We start from the raw sequence: 18,018 nt of genomic DNA, 5'->3' as shown, positions 1-18,018 counted from the left end.
AACTCCTCACGTCTTTTTTGGCCTACGGCCCTAGACCCTCATTGATGCACACCGTTCCCTATTATTAGGGACGTAGAATATTTTCAGGTGACGGAAAAATCAAATGGCTGCTCAGGAACCCAAGCAACAGGTTGAAGTGACTCAGTCAACCCTGCGCGATCGCCTGCGCGCTGAGGCAGCAGCGCCCTACCGGGGACTGCGGCATGTTTTCTATGCTGTTTTTGCCGCTTCCGGCCTCATGGGTGCCTTTATCCTTGGCCTCAAGGGATTGGCGGGCACCGCAGGTGACGATGTGGCGTGGAATCTGGCATTACAAATTGGAGTGGTTGCCCTAATGGTTGCCCTCTGGCGTTGGGATCGCGGCTAAGGGGTTTGAGCAAGCAAAAAGCGATCGTGGCCACTGAGATCTCGCAGGATTTCCACCCGTTCATAGGCTTGGGTGGCCCTTGCCAACGCTGCCACTGCTTCCCCTTGGGTGGCCATCAATTCAATAAAGAGCCAGCCTTGACGTTGCAAATACTCTGGCGCCGTCTCAAGAATCTGACGAATGGCCTGCAAGCCATCGGTGCCGCCATCGAGGGCAAGGAGGGGCTCATGGTACTGCACCTCCGGTTGGAGGGTGGCCACTAGGCTGGTGGGAATATAGGGGGGATTACTGACAATCCCCTGCACTTGCCCTTGCAGAGGTACAATGGGGTCAAACCAATTGCCGACGTAGCACCGCACGCGATCGCCCAAAGCGTACTTTTGAATATTAACTTGCGCGACCTCTAGGGCCTCAGGACTACAATCTACGGCATGAATCAGCGCTGTCGGAAATAACCGCGCCAACCCAATGGCGATCGCGCCACTCCCTGTACCCAAATCCAGCCAATGCCCCTGCTGTTGCCAAGGGGGTACCGTTGCCGCCACTACTTCAAGTAACTCCTCGGTTTCTGGCCGAGGAATCAGGACGCTGGGGGTAACGACTAATTCGAGATCATGCCAGTGGGCCACACCAATCAGATATTGCAGGGGGACTCGCTCTTGCCAGCGGCGTTGCCAGCGCTCTTGCAGTTCTGTAAGGGGAAGTTTCAGATGAATCTGGGGCGGGAAGCGGCGCAGTGTGATTTCAAGGGGACTCAGCACTGTAAAGGCCCTGAGAAATTGTTTTAACTCCTGCAGGCCACTCTGGCGCTCCGAAGCGGGAATGATCCCCTGAGCCCAGTGCCACCATCCCTGGAGCACCTCACCACTCACGAAGATATCTTGACCCTTGTTTTCTGAGGATACTCGTATCAAAATAGCCCTAGGATTCCTAACTGTGCCTTATCCACTGTGGCAGATTTTCAGGAACAGCTTCAACGTCTGCAAGAGCAACTCCAACGGGCACAGGCGCGAGCCAATGAACTGTCGTCACTAATTCCTGAACCACCACCACCGCCTGCGGCTCCCGAAGCCCCAGAATGGGCAGATGAACGGGCACAGATTGAAGCCCGCGTGCGCCGTGAAACCTCCGTTGCCCAACTTCAGGTTCAACTGATTGAAGCTCTCTTGGAAAATAAACGGCTGCGACGTGCCCTAGAGGAGGAACGGCAAAATCATGCCCGTACCCGTGAGGGGTTAATTACCGCCTTGGGGGATGCCTTGGATACCCTCAAACAGCGGCGGCGATCGCCAAAACCACCCTAAGGACTTGGCCACAGGGCCAGGCTTAAACCCACCAGCACAAGAGCGCCCCCCATGATCACTGCCGTTGTCGGCACTTCACCAAACAGCAGCAAAGCAAAGAGACTCGCAACAATGGGTTCTGCCAACCCTAGAAGGGTTACCCCTGTGGGGGAGAGCCAACGCAGGCACCAATTGAGACTGGTGTGCCCCAGCAACTGCGGAATCAACGCCAGCAAGACAATAGCGCCATAGAGCTTTAGTGGCCAACCTGTGTAGGCAAGGCCCAGGAGAGGCGGCAGGGGTAGGAGCCCCACCGCAGCAGTGGCATAGGCAACAAGGGCGTAGTGGTGAATTGCCAGACCGGCTTTTTGGGCAGCTTGACCACAAATAAAGTAGGCACTGACCGCCCAGGCCGCCGCGATCGCTAGCCCATTTCCCAGTAGGGGATTCCTGGCCCCAGCACTCGTCGGTTCTGCCATGCCAATTAGAGCACTGCCACCAAGGGCGATCGCCATGCCTAGCCAAGTACGGGGTTTGAAGGGTTGCCGCTGGCAAAGGTACCCCTCGAGCGCCGACCAAATGGGGGTTGTGGTCACCAATGTTGTCGAGGCGGCCACCGATGTGTAATTCAGCGAGGTAAACCAAAGGCTAAAGTGCGCCGCCAGGGCAACCCCAGCAGCCACTGCCCAACGCAGATTGTAGCGAGTGGCATCTGGCCACGGCCAAGTGGAGAGTTGCGGGGTTAAAAAGAGGGCAGCCAACCCCAGGCGACCACTGGCCAAGAAGATGCTAAACCCCACAGTTGTGCCTAGGGAATAGGTAGGTAAACTAGTCATTCCCCAACGCACCAGGACAGCAGCCGTAGAAACCGCCAATACCCCTAGGCCAAGCACAAGGTCAATTTGCCAGGGGGGCGGCCTATTGACCGACATCGGGAATGACGACGGGCGTCTCACCATCTAGGCCAAAGGCCGTATGCACCGCCCGCAGCGCCCGCACCCCCTCTGATTCTGCTACGACACAACTGACGCGAATTTCCGAGGTGGCAATCATTTGAATGTTGATGTTTTCGCGGGCCAGGGCAGCAAACATTTGGGCAGCAATCCCCGGCCGGTGGATCATCCCTACACCGACAATGCTCACTTTGGCGATCGCGGTATCGACGAGGATGTCACCGTAGCCCAATTGGGCCTGAACTTCTCTGAGCAGTGCGGTGGCTCTCTCGGCATCGGCAGCGGCGACCGTAAAGGCAATGTCGCGGGTCATCACCCCCCCCAGGGAGCGCGATCGCTGGGATTGGATAATCATATCGACACTAATGGCCGCATCCGCCAGGGTCTGGAAAATCGCTGCCGCCATGCCCGGGCGATCGGGCACATCCCGAATGGCAATCCGCGCCTGCTTGGGATCAAGGGCAACGCCCCGCACCGGTGGGGCAGCGGGGGGCTTTTGGGGGACAGTGGTGGCGGCTTCCACATCAAAGGTTTGGGAGAGGACGGCAATGGCTCGACCGGCATCCGCTGCGGCCACTGTACAACTGACATTCACTTCAGAGGTGGAAATCATTTGCAGGTTAATACCCGCTGCCGCCAAGGCTGAAAACATCTGAGCTGCCACCCCCGGTCGGCCAATCATCCCTGCACCGGTAATACTTACCTTGGCAATATCGGCATCCACGAGCACATCCGTCTCTTCAACCCGCGGACTCAGGCGGGGATAAAAGGCCACGGCAATGGCTTCGGCTTGTCTCAGAACCCTCTTTTGCACTGTGAAGGCAATATCATTCGTTTGCCCTTCGTGGATAGATTGGATAATCAAATCCACATCCAGGTTTTGCCGTGCCAGTTCGCCAAAAAGCTGTGCCGCAACACCGGGGCGATCGGCCACCCGCAGCAGGGCCACCTTTGCCTGATCGGTGTCCAGCGCTACACCATCCACAGGCTTGCCCAGCTCAAGGTTTTCCACAGGACGCGGCGGTCGCGATGGTGCGATGACGCGAGTACCAGGATCATCCGTCCAACTGGAGCGCACCACCAAATCCACCCCATAGTTGCGGGCAATCTCCACTGCGCGGGGGTGCAAGACCTTTGCCCCTAAGCTGGCCAACTCTAGCATTTCATCGCAAGTAATTTCCCTCATGAGTTGGGCATGGGGCACTAGTCGCGGATCTGTGGTCAAAATACCAGGGACATCGGTGTAAATTTCACAGCAATCCGCCCGTAGGGCAGCCGCCAAAGCCACAGCTGAGGTATCCGACCCGCCACGCCCAAGGGTGGTGACTTCAAAATCTGCATCGGCGGTAATTCCTTGAAAACCGGCCACAACCACCACTTGTCCTTCCTTGAGGTGCCGTTCGAGGCGCTGGGTCTCAATGTGGAGAATGCGGGCGCGGGTGTGGGCCGGTTCAGTAACAATGCCCACTTGGGCGCCGGTCAGGGAGATGGCGGGTTCCCCCAAGGCATGGAGAGCCATCGTCAATAGAGCGATCGAGACTTGCTCCCCCGTCGAAAGCAGCATATCCATTTCCCGCTGACTGGGGCGATCGCTAATGGCATAGGCCAGTTGCACCAAGCTATCCGTCGTTTTGCCCATGGCCGAGACCACCACCACTACCTGATGTCCTGCTGCCACAGTGGCCTTGACCCTGCGGGCTACCGCTTGAATGCGCTCGACACTACCGACGGACGTGCCGCCATACTTTTGTACAATCAGTCCCATGGGCGTTCTAAAAAGAATGCTGTCCTATTTTATATTCAGGGCGGCGATTCTGGGCTGTGGCTGAGCCGTGGCGCCAGGGAACTGAAAAATCGCTGTTAAACTGGAAATTAGAACTCAATTTCGGAAACGGGTGTCGATGAAATACGCTCAACGCCTTTGCCAACGACTGAGTCAACTGGCTTTGGTCGTGGGTCTCTCCTTAGCCCCCACTAATATTGGTCTAGGGCAGTCGAGCAACAATAATACCGTTTCCTACACTCAATTCCTCAATGCCCTTAAGGCCGGTGAAGTTCGCTCCGTTGAACTCTATCAGGAACAGGGACTAGCCAAGTTTCGCCGCAAGAATCAGCCAGAACAATCGCCTCCCCAAGAGGTACGGCTCTTTGATCGCAATCCTGAACTGGTGGAACTGCTGCGCCAAGTGAGCAGTCGCTATGACACGACGGTGCGGGTGGTGCCCTCAGGCAATGAGAGCGCCGTTGTCAGTCTAGTTTCCAACTTGGTGCTGGGCTTCTTTGTGCTGATTTTATTCCTGATGATTTTGCAGCGGGTCAGTAATGCCCCTGGCGGCCCTGGGCAGATTCTCAACTTTGGCAAATCCCGCGCCCGCTTTCAAATGGAGGCACAAACGGGGGTGACCTTTGGCGATGTGGCAGGAATTGAAGAAGCCAAAGAAGAGCTGCAGGAAGTCGTCACCTTTCTCAAGAATTCAGAGAAATTTACCTCTATTGGTGCCCGTATTCCCAAGGGGGTGCTGCTGATTGGGCCACCGGGAACTGGGAAAACGCTCCTTGCCAAGGCGATCGCCGGTGAAGCTGGGGTACCCTTCTTTTCCATTTCTGGCTCTGAATTTGTGGAAATGTTTGTCGGTGTCGGCGCCTCCCGCGTGCGCGATCTCTTCAGAAAGGCTAAGGAAAACGCCCCCTGTTTGGTGTTTATTGATGAAATTGATGCCGTTGGTCGCCAACGGGGTGCGGGAATTGGCGGTGGCAATGATGAGCGCGAGCAAACCCTCAACCAACTCCTAACGGAAATGGATGGCTTTGAGGGCAATACTGGCATTATTGTCATTGCAGCAACGAACCGCCCCGATGTTTTGGATGCTGCCCTACTGCGCCCTGGCCGCTTTGACCGCCAGATTACCGTTGATTTGCCCAGCTACAAAGGACGCCTCCAAATTCTCCAAGTCCATGCGCGCAACAAAAAAATTGCCCCTGAGGTGTCCCTAGAGGCGATCGCCCGCCGGACCCCCGGTTTTTCAGGTGCCGCCCTGGCTAACCTTCTCAATGAAGCTGCGATCCTCACAGCGCGCCGCCGCAAACCCGCCATTACCAATGCCGAAATTGACGATGCCATTGACCGGGTCACCATTGGCATGACGCTCACCCCTCTCCTCGACAGTAAGAAAAAGTGGCTGATTGCCTACCACGAAGTGGGGCATGCGTTGTTGATGACACTGCTAAAACACGCCGATCCCCTCAATAAAGTGACGATTATCCCCCGTTCTGGGGGTGTTGGTGGCTTTGCCCAGCAGATCTTTGATGAAGAGCGGGTAGATAGTGGCCTCTATACCCGCGCCTGGCTCCTCGATGAGATCACAATTCTATTGGGAGGGCGCGCTGCTGAAGTGGAAATCTTTGGTGATGCTGAAGTTACCGTGGGTGCCAGTAGCGACTTGCGAGCAGTAGCGAATCTGGCGCGGGAAATGGTGACCCGTTACGGTATGTCGGATTTGGGACACCTAGCCCTTGAAACAACAGGCAACGAGGTCTTTCTGGGTCGAGATCTCATGCCCCGCGCTGAATATTCTGAAGCCGTGGCCGTGCAAATTGACCGGCAAGTGCGTGCGATTGTTATGCACTGCTACGAGATTGCTCGCAAACTGATCCGCGAGCATCGGGTGGCCATTGACAAGCTGGTGGAGCTGCTCCTTGACAAGGAAACCATTGACGGTGATGAGTTCCGTGCCTTGGTGCGTCAATACACCACGCTACCTGTCAAAGAACCCCCTTGGCAGGCAACGGCCACACCCGTGTCCTTTCGTCAGGATGCCCAGCCGTCCTAGGTCAGGAGGCAACGGTGAGCGATGAGCGGCAGGCAGTCCGCCACCTACTAGTCCTCGAAGACAGTGAGGGGCGGCGACCCATTTTGCTAGAGGCGGCCACCTACTCCATTGGCCGTGATCCGACGAACTCAATTGTGCTCCACTCCAAGATGGTCTCACGGCAGCACGCGATTTTGTTCCGAGTGACTAGTCCTGAGACCAATAGCTATCTTTTTCGCCTGATTGATGGCGATTTGCAGGGCAAGCGCAGTACGAATGGGACTTTAGTCAATGGCCAGCGGATTGTGGCCCATGATTTGCGCACGGGCGACATGATTGTGTTTGGCGGTGATGTGCGGGCCCGCTACCTGACCCTGACCAACATGACAGATACCGAGTTTCAGGAGTTTTGCCGCAGTACCGATGTCTTGGGATTTCTCTCCAAAAGCACCAATCCCTTTGCAACGCTCGTTCCCCTCAGTGAGGGCAACATCGAGAATTTTAGTGAAGCGGCCTTAGTGCGCTTGGCCTCCTATCCAGAACTGACGCCCAACCCGATTTTAGAGGTGGATTTAGAGGGGAGGGTGACATATCTCAATCCAGCGGCAGTGATGCAGTTTCGGGACTTGCAACAACAGAAGTTAGCTCATCCCCTGCTATTGGGACTGCCGGAACTAGCGCGTTACATGAAGCAAACCCAAGAAAAAGTCCATGTGCGGGAGGTGGAGTACCAAGGCCGCATCTACGAGCAATCGATCCACTACATCTATGAAAGTGAGCTGATCCGCAGCTATGTCATGGATGTTACCGATCGCAAACGCGCCGAGGAACAACTGCGCAACCAAGCGCGGCGGGAGGCCATCATTAACCGCATCATTCAAGCCATGCGGACCACCTTGGTGGCAGCAGAAGTACTGCAAATTACCGCTGATTTACTCCTAGAGGCCCTAGGCTCAACCCTCTGCCTGATTACCCAAACCCCGGCCCCCCATAGCCCTACCTATGCGAGCCGTCCCCAATTGGTCAGCTTGCCCAACCCCTTGATTGCTCTCAACCAACGGGCGATCGCCCTCTTTGAGCCCACCCTCAGGAGGGGTGAACAGGTGGTTTTGGCGGCTAATTGTCCAGAGGTGCCAGAGCCACTGCAAACGGATCTGAGAACCTTAAATGTCAATGCCTTGGTGATCACGCCGCTGGTTTACCTGGGCCAACTCTTGGGGCAAATTACGCTGCTAGATTGTGAGTGGGAACCGAGTGAGGCAACGTCAGTTTTGGCGAGCGATCGCCCACTTTGGCAACAAACCTTGCCCAAGTCTTGGACACCGGAAGATTTAAGCCTCCTCAAAACCATTGCCGATCAGTGTGCCCTCGCCATTCACCAAGCACAGCTTTACCAACAGGTGCAAGAACTCAATGCGGATTTGGAGCGACAAGTGCGCGCCCGTACCGCCGAACTGGAACAGAAAATGCAGGAGCTCGAGCGGCTGAATGCCATTAAGGATGATTTCTTGAGTACCGTCTCCCACGAGTTGCGTACGCCCATGGCCAATATGAAAATGGCCATCCATATGCTGAAGCATTTTGCCACCGACGATCGCCAGAAACGCTACCTTGAGATTCTCGCCAATGAGTGCAACCGCGAAACCGAACTGATCAATGATTTACTCGATCTGCAACGCCTAGAGGCAGGGCGCAGCCAGATTCAACAGGAGGTGATTGATCTCGACAGTTGGCTGCCTTCGGTGCTCGAACCCTTTCGCAACCGCATGCAACAGCGGCAGCAATCCCTTGAGGTCTTGCGCCCCGCCACGTTGCCCCCCCTCCTCTCCAACCGCCATGCCTTAGCTCGCATCTTAGCAGAGTTACTCAACAATGCCTGTAAGTATAGCCCTGCTGGCGCACAGATTGTTGTCCGGTTCGATCCCATCGGGGGCGATCGCCTGCAAATTCAGGTGAGTAATCCCTCAGAGATCCCCAGTGAGGAACTGCCGCGCATCTTTGAAAAGTTCTATCGCATTCCCAATGCCGATCCGTGGCAACAGGGGGGAACCGGTTTAGGCCTCGCCCTCACCCAAAAACTCGTAGAGCAATTGCAGGGTGAAATTAGCGCCGACAGCGCAGCAGGCATGACCACCTTTACCCTCAGCCTACCCCTTGCCACAGGCGATCCCTCCACCTGATAAAATAGGGTGCTAACGTTTTTAGGGTGCCATGACCCTTTCGCGAGTCGCTTTAAGTAGCCTACAGCAAGACGTCGATGAGTTAATTAGTCGCTTGGATAGGGTGCCCCACGGCGACGTGATTTACCAAGCCCTGCAGCTTTTTCTGGAGATTGCCGATGAGGAACTGGAACGACTAGATTGGAAAATTCTGCGTTCCTGCCTGCGGGATATGCACCAAGCCCTGCGGGTCTTTGCCCCCTATCGCCATACCCGCAAAATCTCGATCTTTGGCTCTGCCCGCACCCCCGCCACTGCGCCGGTCTATGAAATGGCGGTGCGCTTTGCCCAAGCCGCGAGTGCGATGGGGTTTATGATTATCACCGGTGCCGGGGGGGGCATCATGGAGGCTGGTAACAAAGGGGCAGGCCCCAATAAGTCCTTTGGTCTCAACATTGAACTGCCCTTTGAGCAGGGGGCCAATCCCTACATTGAAGGGGATTCGCGCCTGATTCACTTTAAGTACTTCTTTACGCGCAAGCTCTTTTTGCTCAAGGAAACCGATGCCATTGCCGTCTTTCCCGGTGGCTTTGGCACCCAGGATGAAGCCTTTGAATGCTTGACCCTGTGCCAAACGGGTAAGGCCCCCCCTAAACCCCTGGCCTTGATGGACGTTCCAGGGGGCACCTACTGGCAACGCTGGGATTGGTTTATTCGGGAAGAACTGGCAGCCAAGGGGCTGATTAACGGAGAAGATCAGGAACTCTACCGCATCTGCACCAGTGTTGAGGAGGGCTTAGCCTATCTGAGTGGCTTTTATCGTGTCTATCACTCTAGCCGCTATGTGGGCGATCGCTTGGTGCTGCGGTTAAACCAAGACATTAGTGATGCTGCCTTAGCGGAACTCAATCGGGATTTTCAAGACATTCTCGTGTCGGGGCAGATTGAACGGACGGAACCGTTGCCTCGGGAAGTGGAAGACGAGCAACCCATTAACCGCCCTGCCTTGACCCACACACTCCACCTACCGCGATTGATTTTGCACTTTAACCAGCGGGATTACAGCCGCCTTTACCAACTCATCTATCGCCTTAATGGCTTTGCCAAGGCGGAGGCTGTGTACCATCCCGAACGTAAATAGGCGATCGTTCGCCATTGCAGTTTTTTGCACCACGCTAGATAAACACACGCCCATGATCGAACGCTATACCCTGGCCCCAATGGGGAACCTTTGGACGGATGCCTACAAATTCCAAACTTGGCTCGATGTGGAGATTGCGGTCTGCGAAGCCCAAGCCGAACTGGGGCATATTCCAGCGGCGGCCGTTGCCGAGATCAAAGCCAAGGCCAAGTTTGACCCCGAACGGGTACAGGCAATTGAAGCGGAGGTGAAGCACGATGTCATTGCTTTCCTGACCAACGTCAACGAGCATGTCGGCGATGCTGGGCGCTATATTCACCTTGGCTTGACTAGCTCCGACGTTCTCGACACCGGTTTAGCCCTGCAACTGGTGGCCAGTCTAAGGCTGATTCAAGAGCAGTTGGAGTATCTCATTCAGGCGGTGCGCCACCGTGCCCAAGAACATCGCTATACGGTGATGGTGGGGCGCAGTCATGGGATTCACGCCGAGCCCATTACCTTTGGGTTTAAGCTGGCGGGTTGGTTGGCGGAACTGCTGCGGCATCGCGATCGCCTGTGTCAATTGCAGCGCACAGTGGCGGTGGGCAAAATCTCGGGGGCGGTGGGCACCTATGCCAATGTCGATCCGCGCGTAGAGGCGATCGCCTGCCAAAAACTAGGACTACAACCCGATACCGCTTCAACGCAGGTCATTTCCCGCGATCGCCATGCAGATTATGTGCAGACCCTTGCCCTCCTAGGCGCCAGTCTGGAGCGCTTTGCCGTTGAAATTCGCAATCTTCAGCGCACCGATGTCCTGGAAGTCGAGGAATTTTTCGCGAAGGGTCAAAAAGGCTCCTCCGCTATGCCCCACAAACGCAATCCGATTCGTTCTGAACGGCTGACGGGGCTGGCGCGAGTGCTGCGGGGCAATGCCTTGGCTGCCCTGGAAAATGTTGCCCTTTGGCATGAGCGGGATATTTCCCACAGTGCAGTGGAACGGGTGATTTTGCCCGACAGCTCCATTCTCGCCCACTTTATGCTGGTGGAAATGACTGACTTGGTGCAAACCCTGCAGGTGTATCCCGAGAATATGCGTCGCAATATGAATTGCTATGGCGGTGTCATCTTTAGTCAGCGGGTGCTCTTGGCCTTGGTGGAAAAAGGCCTCAGCCGTGAAGCGGCCTATGCCCTTGTGCAAAAACATGCCCATGCCGCTTGGAATCACCCCCAGGGGGACTTTGCCGCCAACCTAAAGGCAGACCCTGAAATTCAGCGGTATCTCAGTCCTGAGGAATTAGAGGCCTGCTTTAACCCAGAGCACCACCTGCGGCATTTGGAGGAAATTTACCAGCGCTTGGGAATTTAAGGGCGATTGAGATAGGCTTCTAAGTCACTGACTTGAAAGAGCGATCGCAGGGGGATCCCCTGAGCCGCAAAAGCAGCGGCGCCGCCCCCTTGGCGATCCACAATCGCTAGGACCTCATTCACGACATAGCCCGCCTCTTGGAGACGCACAACAGCCTTGAGGGCCGACCCCCCTGTGGTAATCACATCCTCTAACACCGTGACCACTGCCCCCTGGGGCAAGGGGGGACCTTCAATAAAGCTCATCGTGCCGTGGCCTTTGGCTTCCTTGCGCACAATCAGGGCTGCCCGATCCCGTCCCTGCATATTGGAAAGCACACTCACTGCCACCACCAACGGATCTGCCCCAAGGGTGAGACCTGCCACCGCCGCCGCCTCAGGGGCTAACTGCTCCAGAAAGAGCCGCCCCACCAGGTAAGCGCCCCGTGCCGAGAGGGTAACGGGCTTGCAGTTAATGTAGTAGGGGCTTTTTTGGCCAGAGGACAGGGTAAACTCTCCGGCACGGTAGGCATCGCGGCAAAGAAGTGCCAAGAGTTCCTGCCGCAAGTCAGCAAGGGAATCGTCCATGGTGTTCTCCAGCGTTAGGGGGCTGAGGGCACGCGAAACCAATGGGTGGTGCCGTCCTTTTGATCCACGAGTTTGACCCCTTGAGCCAAAAGGACATCCCGCAGGCGATCGCTCTCAGCGTAGTTCTTGGCTTGGCGGGCAGCGGTGCGAGCGGCAATCAGGGCTTGAATTTCGGCATCGCTTAGACCCACAGGTTCTGCCGTCTGGGCTGCCTGCTTTGCCTCTAGGCCCAAGACCTGAGCTAAGGTCACCAAAGTGTGCCAGTCGCGGCTGACTTCGGCGGGCGATCGCCCCCACTCGCCGCCATGGAGATAGCGATGTTGCTCACGATTGAGGGTTTTCGCCAGCTCAAAGATCACTGCTAGAGCCGCTGCCGTGTTCAAGTCCTCATCCATGGCCTGGCAAAAGGCTTGAGTACTGGGGTGGCTTTTCACCTCATCTGCATCTATAGGGGGCAGGGGAATCTGCTGATGCACGCGCAGGGCTTCCCCTAGGGTTTGCCAGCCCTTGGCAGCGGCGGTCAGTGCCTCTGGCGTAAAGTCCAAGGGTTTGCGGTACTGAGCCTGCAGGACCAATAGGCGCAAGGCCATGGGATCCACCCCCTGAGCCAGCAGGTCACGAATAGTTGTGAAATTCCCCAAGGACTTGGACATTTTCTCGGTGTTAACGGTAACAAAACCGTTGTGGAGCCAAAATCGCGCCAGGGGCTGTTGTGTCACCGCCTCCGATTGGGCAATTTCGTTCTCGTGGTGGGGGAAAATTAAATCCATACCGCCGCAGTGGATATCCACCGTTGCCCCAAAGGCCTGTCGCACCATTGCTGAGCATTCAATGTGCCAGCCGGGGCGCCCTTTACCCCAAGGGGCTTCCCACGGTTGATAAACACTCATTTCCTCTGGCTTTGCTGCCTTCCAGAGGGCAAAATCTAGGGGATGGCGTTTGCGCTGCTCCTCCTCTTCCTCAATGCGACCACTGGCACCGGCCATCAATTGCTCAAGGTGGCGCCCCGAGAGCTTGCCATAGCTGGGAAATTGCGCCACAGCATAGTAAACATCCCCCCCAGCCACGTAGGCATAGCCCCGATCCAGCAGCCCTTGGATGAGGTTAATAATTTCTGGAATTACCTCTGTGGCGCGGGGATAAGCACTGGCAGGCAGGATATTCAAAGCCGCCATGTCCTCGTGGTAGGCGGCAATGTAGCGATCGCTCACCGTCGCCATGGTTTCACCGTTTTCATGGGCACGGCGCAGAATTTTGTCATCAATATCGGTAAAATTCTGCACATAGTGCACTGTGTAGCCCAAGAACGTGAGATAACGGCGCAGCACATCCCAAGCTACATAGGAACGGGCGTGCCCTAAATGGCAATAGTCATAGACTGTAACACCACAGGCATAGATCGTCACCCGCTCTGGGTGCAGGGGCGAAAAGGGTTCAAGGTGGCGAGACAATGTGTTGTACAGATGTAAGGGCACAGAAACACCCCGCAAGGATCAACAGTTGCAGCAGCAAATCGCTCTTTGATAGGATATAGAATAGCAAATTCATCATTATCGAGGACAAACACACCCCCATGGCCAAAAAAAGCATGATCGAACGGGAAAAAAAGCGGCAACGGCTCGTTGCGAAATACGCCAGCAAACGCCAAGAACTCAAAGCTCAACTGGCCAGTGCCGAAACCCAAGAAGAGATCATGAGCATCCATCGGCAACTGCAACGGTTGCCCCGTAACAGTGCCCCTTCGCGGCTGCGGAATCGCTGCTGGTTGACGGGTCGTCCTCGTGGTTACTATCGCGATTTTGGCCTCTGCCGCAATGCCCTGCGGGAAATGGCTCACCAAGGATTACTGCCCGGGGTCGTCAAGTCCAGTTGGTAAATTGGCACTGCTACCCTAGAGCTAATAGGACTGAGGCAAAACGATGGCAGAGCGATTATCTCCAGCGGAGATTGAGGCACAGTTAGCTAGCCTACCCGGCTGGAAGCAGGTGGGCGATCGCCTTGAGCAGACCTTCACCTTCAAGAACTTCCTAGGTTCCATTGCCTTTGTCAATCGGCTTGTGGATCCCGCTGAGCAGGCTGGGCATCACCCTGATTTATCCATCTCTTGGAATCGGGTCACAGTCTGTCTCACCACCCATGATGCTGGGGGGATTACCCAAAAGGATATTGATCTAGCCAAGGTAATTTCCAATCTAGCAGCGGCATAAATTTCGTCAGCATTTGCCAACATTTAAGGATTGGGCCAAGAAAGCAAAACTACGATAGAAGGTAGTGCCCGCGATCGCCCATCCTATGAATACCGCCGAATTACTCGTGAAATGCCTTGAAAATGAAGGCGTTGAATATATTTTTGGCCTGCCAGGGGAAGAAAATCTCGATGTTCTCCAGGCCCTCCGCCGCTCTCGGATTCAATTTATAACCACCCGCCATGAACAGGGGGCGGCCTTTATGGCCGATGTCTATGGTCGCCTCACCGGCAAAGCCGGGGTATGTCTCTCGACCCTTGGCCCCGGCGCCACCAATTTAATGACCGGTGTGGCTGATGCTAACCTCGACGGCGCTCCCCTTGTGGCCATTACCGGCCAAGTGGGGACAGATCGCATGCACATCGAGTCCCACCAATATCTGGACTTGGTGGCCATGTTTAGCCCAGTAACCAAATGGAATGCCCAGATTGTCCGCCCCAGCATTACCCCGGAAATTGTCCGCAAGGCCTTTAAAATTGCCCAGAATGAGAAGCCGGGTGCGGTTCACATTGACGTGCCTGAAAACATTGCCGCCATGGAAGCCGAGGGCTATCCCCTCAAACCCAGCCTGCCTGAAAAAACCTATGCCTCCTTCCAGAGCATTCTCAAGGCCGCTGAACTGATCAATGCCGCTGAGAATCCGCTGATCTTAGTGGGAAATGGTGCCATTCGCGCCCATGCTGCCGCTGCCCTTACCCATTTTGCCGAAAAGCTGAATATCCCCGTGGCCAATACCTTCATGGGCAAAGGGGTCATTCCCTATCAGCACTCCCTTGCCCTGTGGACCGTGGGACTCCAACAGCGGGATTACATTAGCTGTGGCTTTGATCATGCTGACTTAGTGATTGCCGTTGGCTATGACTTGATTGAGTATTCCCCGAAAAGCTGGAACCCCGATGGCCGCTTGCCGATTATTCATATTGCGGCCACTCCTGCCGAAATTGACAGCAGCTACATTCCCGTGGTTGAAGTGGTGGGGGATATTTCCGATTCCCTCTACGAAATTCTGAAGCGGGCCGATCGCCAAGGGAAGCCCACCCCCTATGCCGTGCAACTGCGTCAAGACATTGTGGCGGACTATTGCCAATATGCCCAGGATCAGAGTTTTCCCGTTAAGCCCCAAAAGCTAATCTATGACCTGCGCCAAGTCATGGGGCCAGAGGATATCGTGATTTCCGATGTTGGTGCCCACAAGATGTGGCTTGCCCGTCACTACCATTGCGATCGCCCCAACACCTGCTTGATTTCCAATGGCTTTGCGGCCATGGGCATTGCCGTACCCGGGGCAGTGGCTGCGAAATTGGTCTGTCCCCAGCGGCAGGTGGTGGCGGTCACCGGCGATGGTGGCTTCATGATGAATTGCCAAGAACTGGAAACCGCCCTGCGCATAGGCACAAACTTCACAACCATCATCTTTAATGATGGCGGCTATGGCCTCATTGAGTGGAAGCAGCAGCGCTACTTTGGTGAATCTGCCTATGTCCACTTTGGGAACCCCGACTTTGTTAAGTTAGCCGAGAGCATGGGACTCAAAGGCTATCGCATTGAGGAGACCGCCGACTTGATCCCAACCCTAAAAACCGCCCTGGCACAGGATGTCCCCACTATCATTGATGTCCCCGTGGACTATAGTGAAAATCTGCGCTTTAACCAACGTCTCGGCGAGCTAAGCTGCGACCCTTAGGCGATGTGCTCTACCCGTATCCAAGGGGCATAGGGGTTGATAAAGCCCGTCACGGTGATCCATTGCCCACTTCTATAGGTTTGCAGGCGATCGTTCACGGTGGGGTGGAGCGTTACCAAAGGCCAAGACTGTTGATCTGTGCGCAGTTGATAGGCCTGCTCCCCCAAGTTTAGAAATTCGCCCCTGACGGTTTGCATTCCTACGCTCTTGGTCATCGGGGTTGGTTGGGCGATCGCCACCGCCGACGGCTGCGCTAGGGAGGGATCAAAGGTCTGCAATGCCCGCAGTTGCCACCTTTCCCATTCAGGGTGTTGGGGTGGCAGGTTAAAGAAGGGAAAAATTGCCTGCCGGCACTGCTGAATCAGGGGCATCAGATCAAGGGTGCCCGCCAGTTGGTGTACAGATTTGCCTTGGCGAATGGCTGTGGCTGCTAACCAACCTGCCCCCTGCCCAATGCCCATCACCAGCGGTTGCAAGCGGGTGGCACCATTGGCAATATGGGTCACCGAGATATTTTTTTCCGCCACTAAAAAGCCCTCCACCGTCTGCGGGATCAGGGCGGTATAGGGAATCACAAAGGGCGTCCCTGTCCAACGACCGCCCCAGCGGATAGACTTAGGCATCAGGGGGAGTTCCATTCCAGGATAGTGGTGATCGTTCGGGTAGTTGCCGATGGCAATGCCAGTGTAGTGGCCTTGGGCATCAATGGGCGGTGGCGCACTGGGGAGAATATCCTGCTCTTGAATTGTAGTGAGACCAATGAGGCGACGACTTTCGCGGTAGTAGGGATGGAGAGCATAGGCACCACCTCCTAGTTGGCCAGGGAATCTTGGAAAAGTGTCCGCTGCTAAACCATAGCGACGACCAAAGTGGCGTTGGATATAACGGGCAAAGTCCTGGGCATGCCAGCGGGCCTCTTGGCAAAAGGCTTCTCGCTCTTGGGCAGAGCCAACCAACCGCTGGAGGCCAACACCGTAGTCATTCCCCTGGTGCGGCCAGTTGAGCATAAAGCGGTTCCCCGGCAAGCGGCCATAGTTGAGGAAGTGCCGTGGCTCGTAGCCTGCCCAAGCCCCGTCAAACTTGCGTTCATCCCAAAGGGGGGAAGGGGGAATCTCCGGGGCAGTGGCACCCTCCCCATAGTCCTGGAGAACCACAACCCAGGTGGGCGCTTGAACAGGGTAGGTTTCGGTGAGCGGTGTGGGTGCTGGCGGGGCTGAGGGTTCTTGGGTGTCTGCTTGCCACTCCCAGCCCCAACGGTGGGGAATCTCCCCTAAGGCGAGGAGATCACCAAGTTCCGTGGCGTCAATGGTGATTTGGGCATGGATCGTCAGGGTAGTGAATTCCACGCCGCCGACGCGATCGCCCTGGCGCAAGACCGCTTGGGGAACTTCGCCGACCATCCAGGCCAAGTTTGGGGTTGCCTTGACCCACTCGGCCAACAGATCAGCGGCAACCTTGGGCTCAAAGGTAAAAAAACTCACCCAAGCATGATCCAGACCCCCTGGCTGGCGGTGGGCGATCGCCCGTAGAAATTCCCCCCACAGTCCTGTTTGCCACGCCATGAGTTCATTGCCATCGGGGGCCGCTACCCCGGCACTGGTGAGCATGCCCCCTAGCCAAGGGGTTTCACTGACCAACACTGTTTGAACACCCATTCGGGCCGCCGTTAGGGCAGCGGCCACCCCCCCTGTTCCGCCGCCAACGACGAGCACTGCGGTGTGGAGGGTTTGCCTCACCGTTGGGGTTCCTTGGGATCGGTAATCAACCCCCAGCGATTGGGGGGCCAAAAGCGAAGCGCCGCCCGGCCAATAATGTAACTGCGGGGTACCACTCCCCAGCAGCGGCCATCAAAGCTATTATTGCGGTTATCCCCCAACACCAAGTAACTGTTGGCAGGAATCACTTGGGGTTGAGCAAGGTAGGGCTGCATCCCAGCACAGGTGTCCACTGAAGTAAAGGTTGAGGGCGCAAGATAGGGTTCGGGTAGCGGTTGATTGTTGACATAGACGCGCCCTTGGCGCAGTTCTACGCGATCGCCCGGTAAGCCCACCACCCGTTTGATAAAGGCATCACGAAAGCCCGCCTGCTGAAGTGTGGGGGTTGGATTAAACACGATAATGTCGCCCCGATGGGGGGCATGGAAATAGTAGCTGATTTTTTCAATAATCAGGCGATCGTTGATCAGGAGGGTGTTCTCCATGGACCCGGTGGGGATATAGCGCGCCTCGGCCACAAATGTACGAATGCCAAAGGCAAGGACAGCCGCAAGCCCTAAGGTTTTAGCCATCTCTAGCCACCAGGGTTCTGTGGCCTTTTTTGTGTTGGCTATCCCTGATTCAGGGGCTGGAGCATTTGTGGGTGGCACTTTGCCATCGGACATAGGAAGGAATCTCGCAAACACTCAAAAACTGAAGCCATGCACTCCACGATACTACAGCGATGTCAGGTTAGGGGTCGCTGTT

Annotated in this window: 16 protein-coding genes; 9 read left to right on the top strand and 7 right to left on the bottom strand. The window is 55.8% G+C overall.

Going from position 1 to position 18,018, the window contains the following annotated elements; genetic code table 11:
* Positions 1-103 precede the first annotated feature (103 nt).
* Complete coding sequence (locus Q0W94_RS00400; protein ID WP_297759760.1) at positions 104-367, top strand: DUF3493 domain-containing protein; 264 nt, start codon at positions 104-106, stop codon at positions 365-367.
* On the opposite strand, the gene prmC is transcribed toward Q0W94_RS00400, so the two are convergent.
* Positions 364-1,239 carry a peptide chain release factor N(5)-glutamine methyltransferase gene (gene prmC, locus Q0W94_RS00395; protein ID WP_297759757.1) on the bottom strand — a complete coding sequence of 292 codons (876 nt, stop codon included), beginning with the start codon at positions 1,237-1,239 and terminating at the stop codon, positions 364-366. The genes Q0W94_RS00400 and prmC overlap by 4 nt on opposite strands.
* Positions 1,240-1,317: 78 nt before the next feature.
* On the opposite strand from prmC, the gene Q0W94_RS00390 reads away from it, so the two are divergent.
* Complete coding sequence (locus tag Q0W94_RS00390) at positions 1,318-1,671, top strand: hypothetical protein (RefSeq protein WP_297759755.1); 354 nt, start codon at positions 1,318-1,320, stop codon at positions 1,669-1,671.
* Here the strand turns inward: Q0W94_RS00390 and Q0W94_RS00385 are convergent.
* Together Q0W94_RS00385 and Q0W94_RS00380 are read right to left on the bottom strand one after the other, a co-directional pair.
* Positions 1,668-2,582, bottom strand: coding sequence for a DMT family transporter (locus tag Q0W94_RS00385; RefSeq protein ID WP_297759753.1), 915 nt, complete (start codon positions 2,580-2,582; stop codon positions 1,668-1,670). The two genes, Q0W94_RS00390 and Q0W94_RS00385, sit on opposite strands and share 4 nt — an antisense overlap.
* Positions 2,569-4,368: an aspartate kinase gene (locus Q0W94_RS00380; RefSeq protein ID WP_297759751.1), complete on the bottom strand. Its 1,800-nt coding sequence runs from the start codon at positions 4,366-4,368 to the stop codon at positions 2,569-2,571. Before Q0W94_RS00380 ends, Q0W94_RS00385 begins: the two co-directional genes overlap by 14 nt.
* A 136-nt stretch (positions 4,369-4,504) precedes the next feature.
* Between Q0W94_RS00380 and ftsH the strand changes: the two genes are divergently transcribed.
* The 4 genes from ftsH to purB are packed head-to-tail and all read left to right on the top strand — an operon-like array spanning position 4,505 to position 11,060.
* Positions 4,505-6,433 carry an ATP-dependent zinc metalloprotease FtsH gene (gene ftsH, locus Q0W94_RS00375; protein WP_297759749.1) on the top strand — a complete coding sequence of 643 codons (1,929 nt, stop codon included), beginning with the start codon at positions 4,505-4,507 and terminating at the stop codon, positions 6,431-6,433.
* Positions 6,379-8,592, top strand: coding sequence for an ATP-binding protein (locus Q0W94_RS00370; protein WP_297759747.1), 2,214 nt, complete (start codon positions 6,379-6,381; stop codon positions 8,590-8,592). The genes ftsH and Q0W94_RS00370 overlap by 55 nt, the downstream gene beginning before the upstream one ends.
* Positions 8,593-8,623: 31 nt before the next feature.
* Positions 8,624-9,712: an LOG family protein gene (locus Q0W94_RS00365; RefSeq protein ID WP_297759745.1), complete on the top strand. Its 1,089-nt coding sequence runs from the start codon at positions 8,624-8,626 to the stop codon at positions 9,710-9,712.
* A 52-nt stretch (positions 9,713-9,764) separates the two neighbouring features.
* Positions 9,765-11,060 carry an adenylosuccinate lyase gene (gene purB / locus Q0W94_RS00360; RefSeq protein WP_297759743.1) on the top strand — a complete coding sequence of 432 codons (1,296 nt, stop codon included), beginning with the start codon at positions 9,765-9,767 and terminating at the stop codon, positions 11,058-11,060.
* Here purB and pyrE read toward each other — a convergent pair.
* Both pyrE and cysS read right to left on the bottom strand, forming a co-directional pair.
* A complete protein-coding gene (gene pyrE / locus Q0W94_RS00355; RefSeq protein WP_297759741.1) occupies positions 11,057-11,626 on the bottom strand; it encodes an orotate phosphoribosyltransferase in 570 nt (189 codons plus the stop codon). The genes purB and pyrE overlap by 4 nt on opposite strands.
* 14 nt (positions 11,627-11,640) lie before the next feature.
* On the bottom strand, positions 11,641-13,101 hold the full coding sequence (gene cysS / locus Q0W94_RS00350; protein ID WP_297759739.1) for a cysteine--tRNA ligase: 1,461 nt from the start codon (positions 13,099-13,101) through the stop codon (positions 11,641-11,643).
* Positions 13,102-13,199: 98 nt separating this feature from the next.
* On the opposite strand from cysS, the gene rpsN reads away from it, so the two are divergent.
* From rpsN to Q0W94_RS00335, 3 genes are all read left to right on the top strand, one after another.
* Positions 13,200-13,502, top strand: a complete 303-nt coding sequence (gene rpsN, locus Q0W94_RS00345) for a 30S ribosomal protein S14 (protein ID WP_011057663.1) — start codon at positions 13,200-13,202, stop codon at positions 13,500-13,502.
* Between the two features lie 43 nt (positions 13,503-13,545).
* Positions 13,546-13,833: a 4a-hydroxytetrahydrobiopterin dehydratase gene (locus Q0W94_RS00340; RefSeq protein ID WP_297759736.1), complete on the top strand. Its 288-nt coding sequence runs from the start codon at positions 13,546-13,548 to the stop codon at positions 13,831-13,833.
* Between the two features lie 85 nt (positions 13,834-13,918).
* Positions 13,919-15,556 carry an acetolactate synthase large subunit gene (locus tag Q0W94_RS00335; RefSeq protein ID WP_297759734.1) on the top strand — a complete coding sequence of 546 codons (1,638 nt, stop codon included), beginning with the start codon at positions 13,919-13,921 and terminating at the stop codon, positions 15,554-15,556.
* Here Q0W94_RS00335 and Q0W94_RS00330 read toward each other — a convergent pair.
* Together Q0W94_RS00330 and lepB are read right to left on the bottom strand one after the other, a co-directional pair.
* The gene (locus Q0W94_RS00330; protein WP_297759732.1) at positions 15,553-17,292 is read right to left on the bottom strand and encodes an FAD-dependent oxidoreductase; all 1,740 of its coding nucleotides are present in this window, start codon (positions 17,290-17,292) and stop codon (positions 15,553-15,555) included. The genes Q0W94_RS00335 and Q0W94_RS00330 overlap by 4 nt on opposite strands.
* Positions 17,289-17,936: a signal peptidase I gene (gene lepB, locus Q0W94_RS00325; protein ID WP_297759731.1), complete on the bottom strand. Its 648-nt coding sequence runs from the start codon at positions 17,934-17,936 to the stop codon at positions 17,289-17,291. Before lepB ends, Q0W94_RS00330 begins: the two co-directional genes overlap by 4 nt.
* Positions 17,937-18,018: the final 82 nt, after the last annotated feature.

The organism is Thermosynechococcus sp., assembly GCF_025999095.1.
GTDB lineage: Bacteria > Cyanobacteriota > Cyanobacteriia > Thermosynechococcales > Thermosynechococcaceae > Thermosynechococcus.
Note: the sequence above shows the minus strand (reverse complement) of the source record. Positions and strands in the feature narration are given on the sequence as shown.

What these genes read in the sequence shown, in the direction of transcription:
- Q0W94_RS00335 (WP_297759734.1), top strand. Translation starts at nt 13,919, where the DNA reads ATGAATACCGCCGAATTACTCGTGAAATGCCTTGAAAATGAAGGCGTT.
- Q0W94_RS00365 (WP_297759745.1), top strand. Translation starts at nt 8,624, where the DNA reads ATGACCCTTTCGCGAGTCGCTTTAAGTAGCCTACAGCAAGACGTCGAT.
- pyrE (WP_297759741.1), bottom strand. Translation starts at nt 11,626, where the DNA reads ATGGACGATTCCCTTGCTGACTTGCGGCAGGAACTCTTGGCACTTCTT.
- Q0W94_RS00380 (WP_297759751.1), bottom strand. Translation starts at nt 4,368, where the DNA reads ATGGGACTGATTGTACAAAAGTATGGCGGCACGTCCGTCGGTAGTGTC.
- ftsH (WP_297759749.1), top strand. Translation starts at nt 4,505, where the DNA reads ATGAAATACGCTCAACGCCTTTGCCAACGACTGAGTCAACTGGCTTTG.
- rpsN (WP_011057663.1), top strand. Translation starts at nt 13,200, where the DNA reads ATGGCCAAAAAAAGCATGATCGAACGGGAAAAAAAGCGGCAACGGCTC.
- Q0W94_RS00385 (WP_297759753.1), bottom strand. Translation starts at nt 2,582, where the DNA reads ATGTCGGTCAATAGGCCGCCCCCCTGGCAAATTGACCTTGTGCTTGGC.
- Q0W94_RS00400 (WP_297759760.1), top strand. Translation starts at nt 104, where the DNA reads ATGGCTGCTCAGGAACCCAAGCAACAGGTTGAAGTGACTCAGTCAACC.
- purB (WP_297759743.1), top strand. Translation starts at nt 9,765, where the DNA reads ATGATCGAACGCTATACCCTGGCCCCAATGGGGAACCTTTGGACGGAT.
- Q0W94_RS00340 (WP_297759736.1), top strand. Translation starts at nt 13,546, where the DNA reads ATGGCAGAGCGATTATCTCCAGCGGAGATTGAGGCACAGTTAGCTAGC.
- lepB (WP_297759731.1), bottom strand. Translation starts at nt 17,936, where the DNA reads ATGTCCGATGGCAAAGTGCCACCCACAAATGCTCCAGCCCCTGAATCA.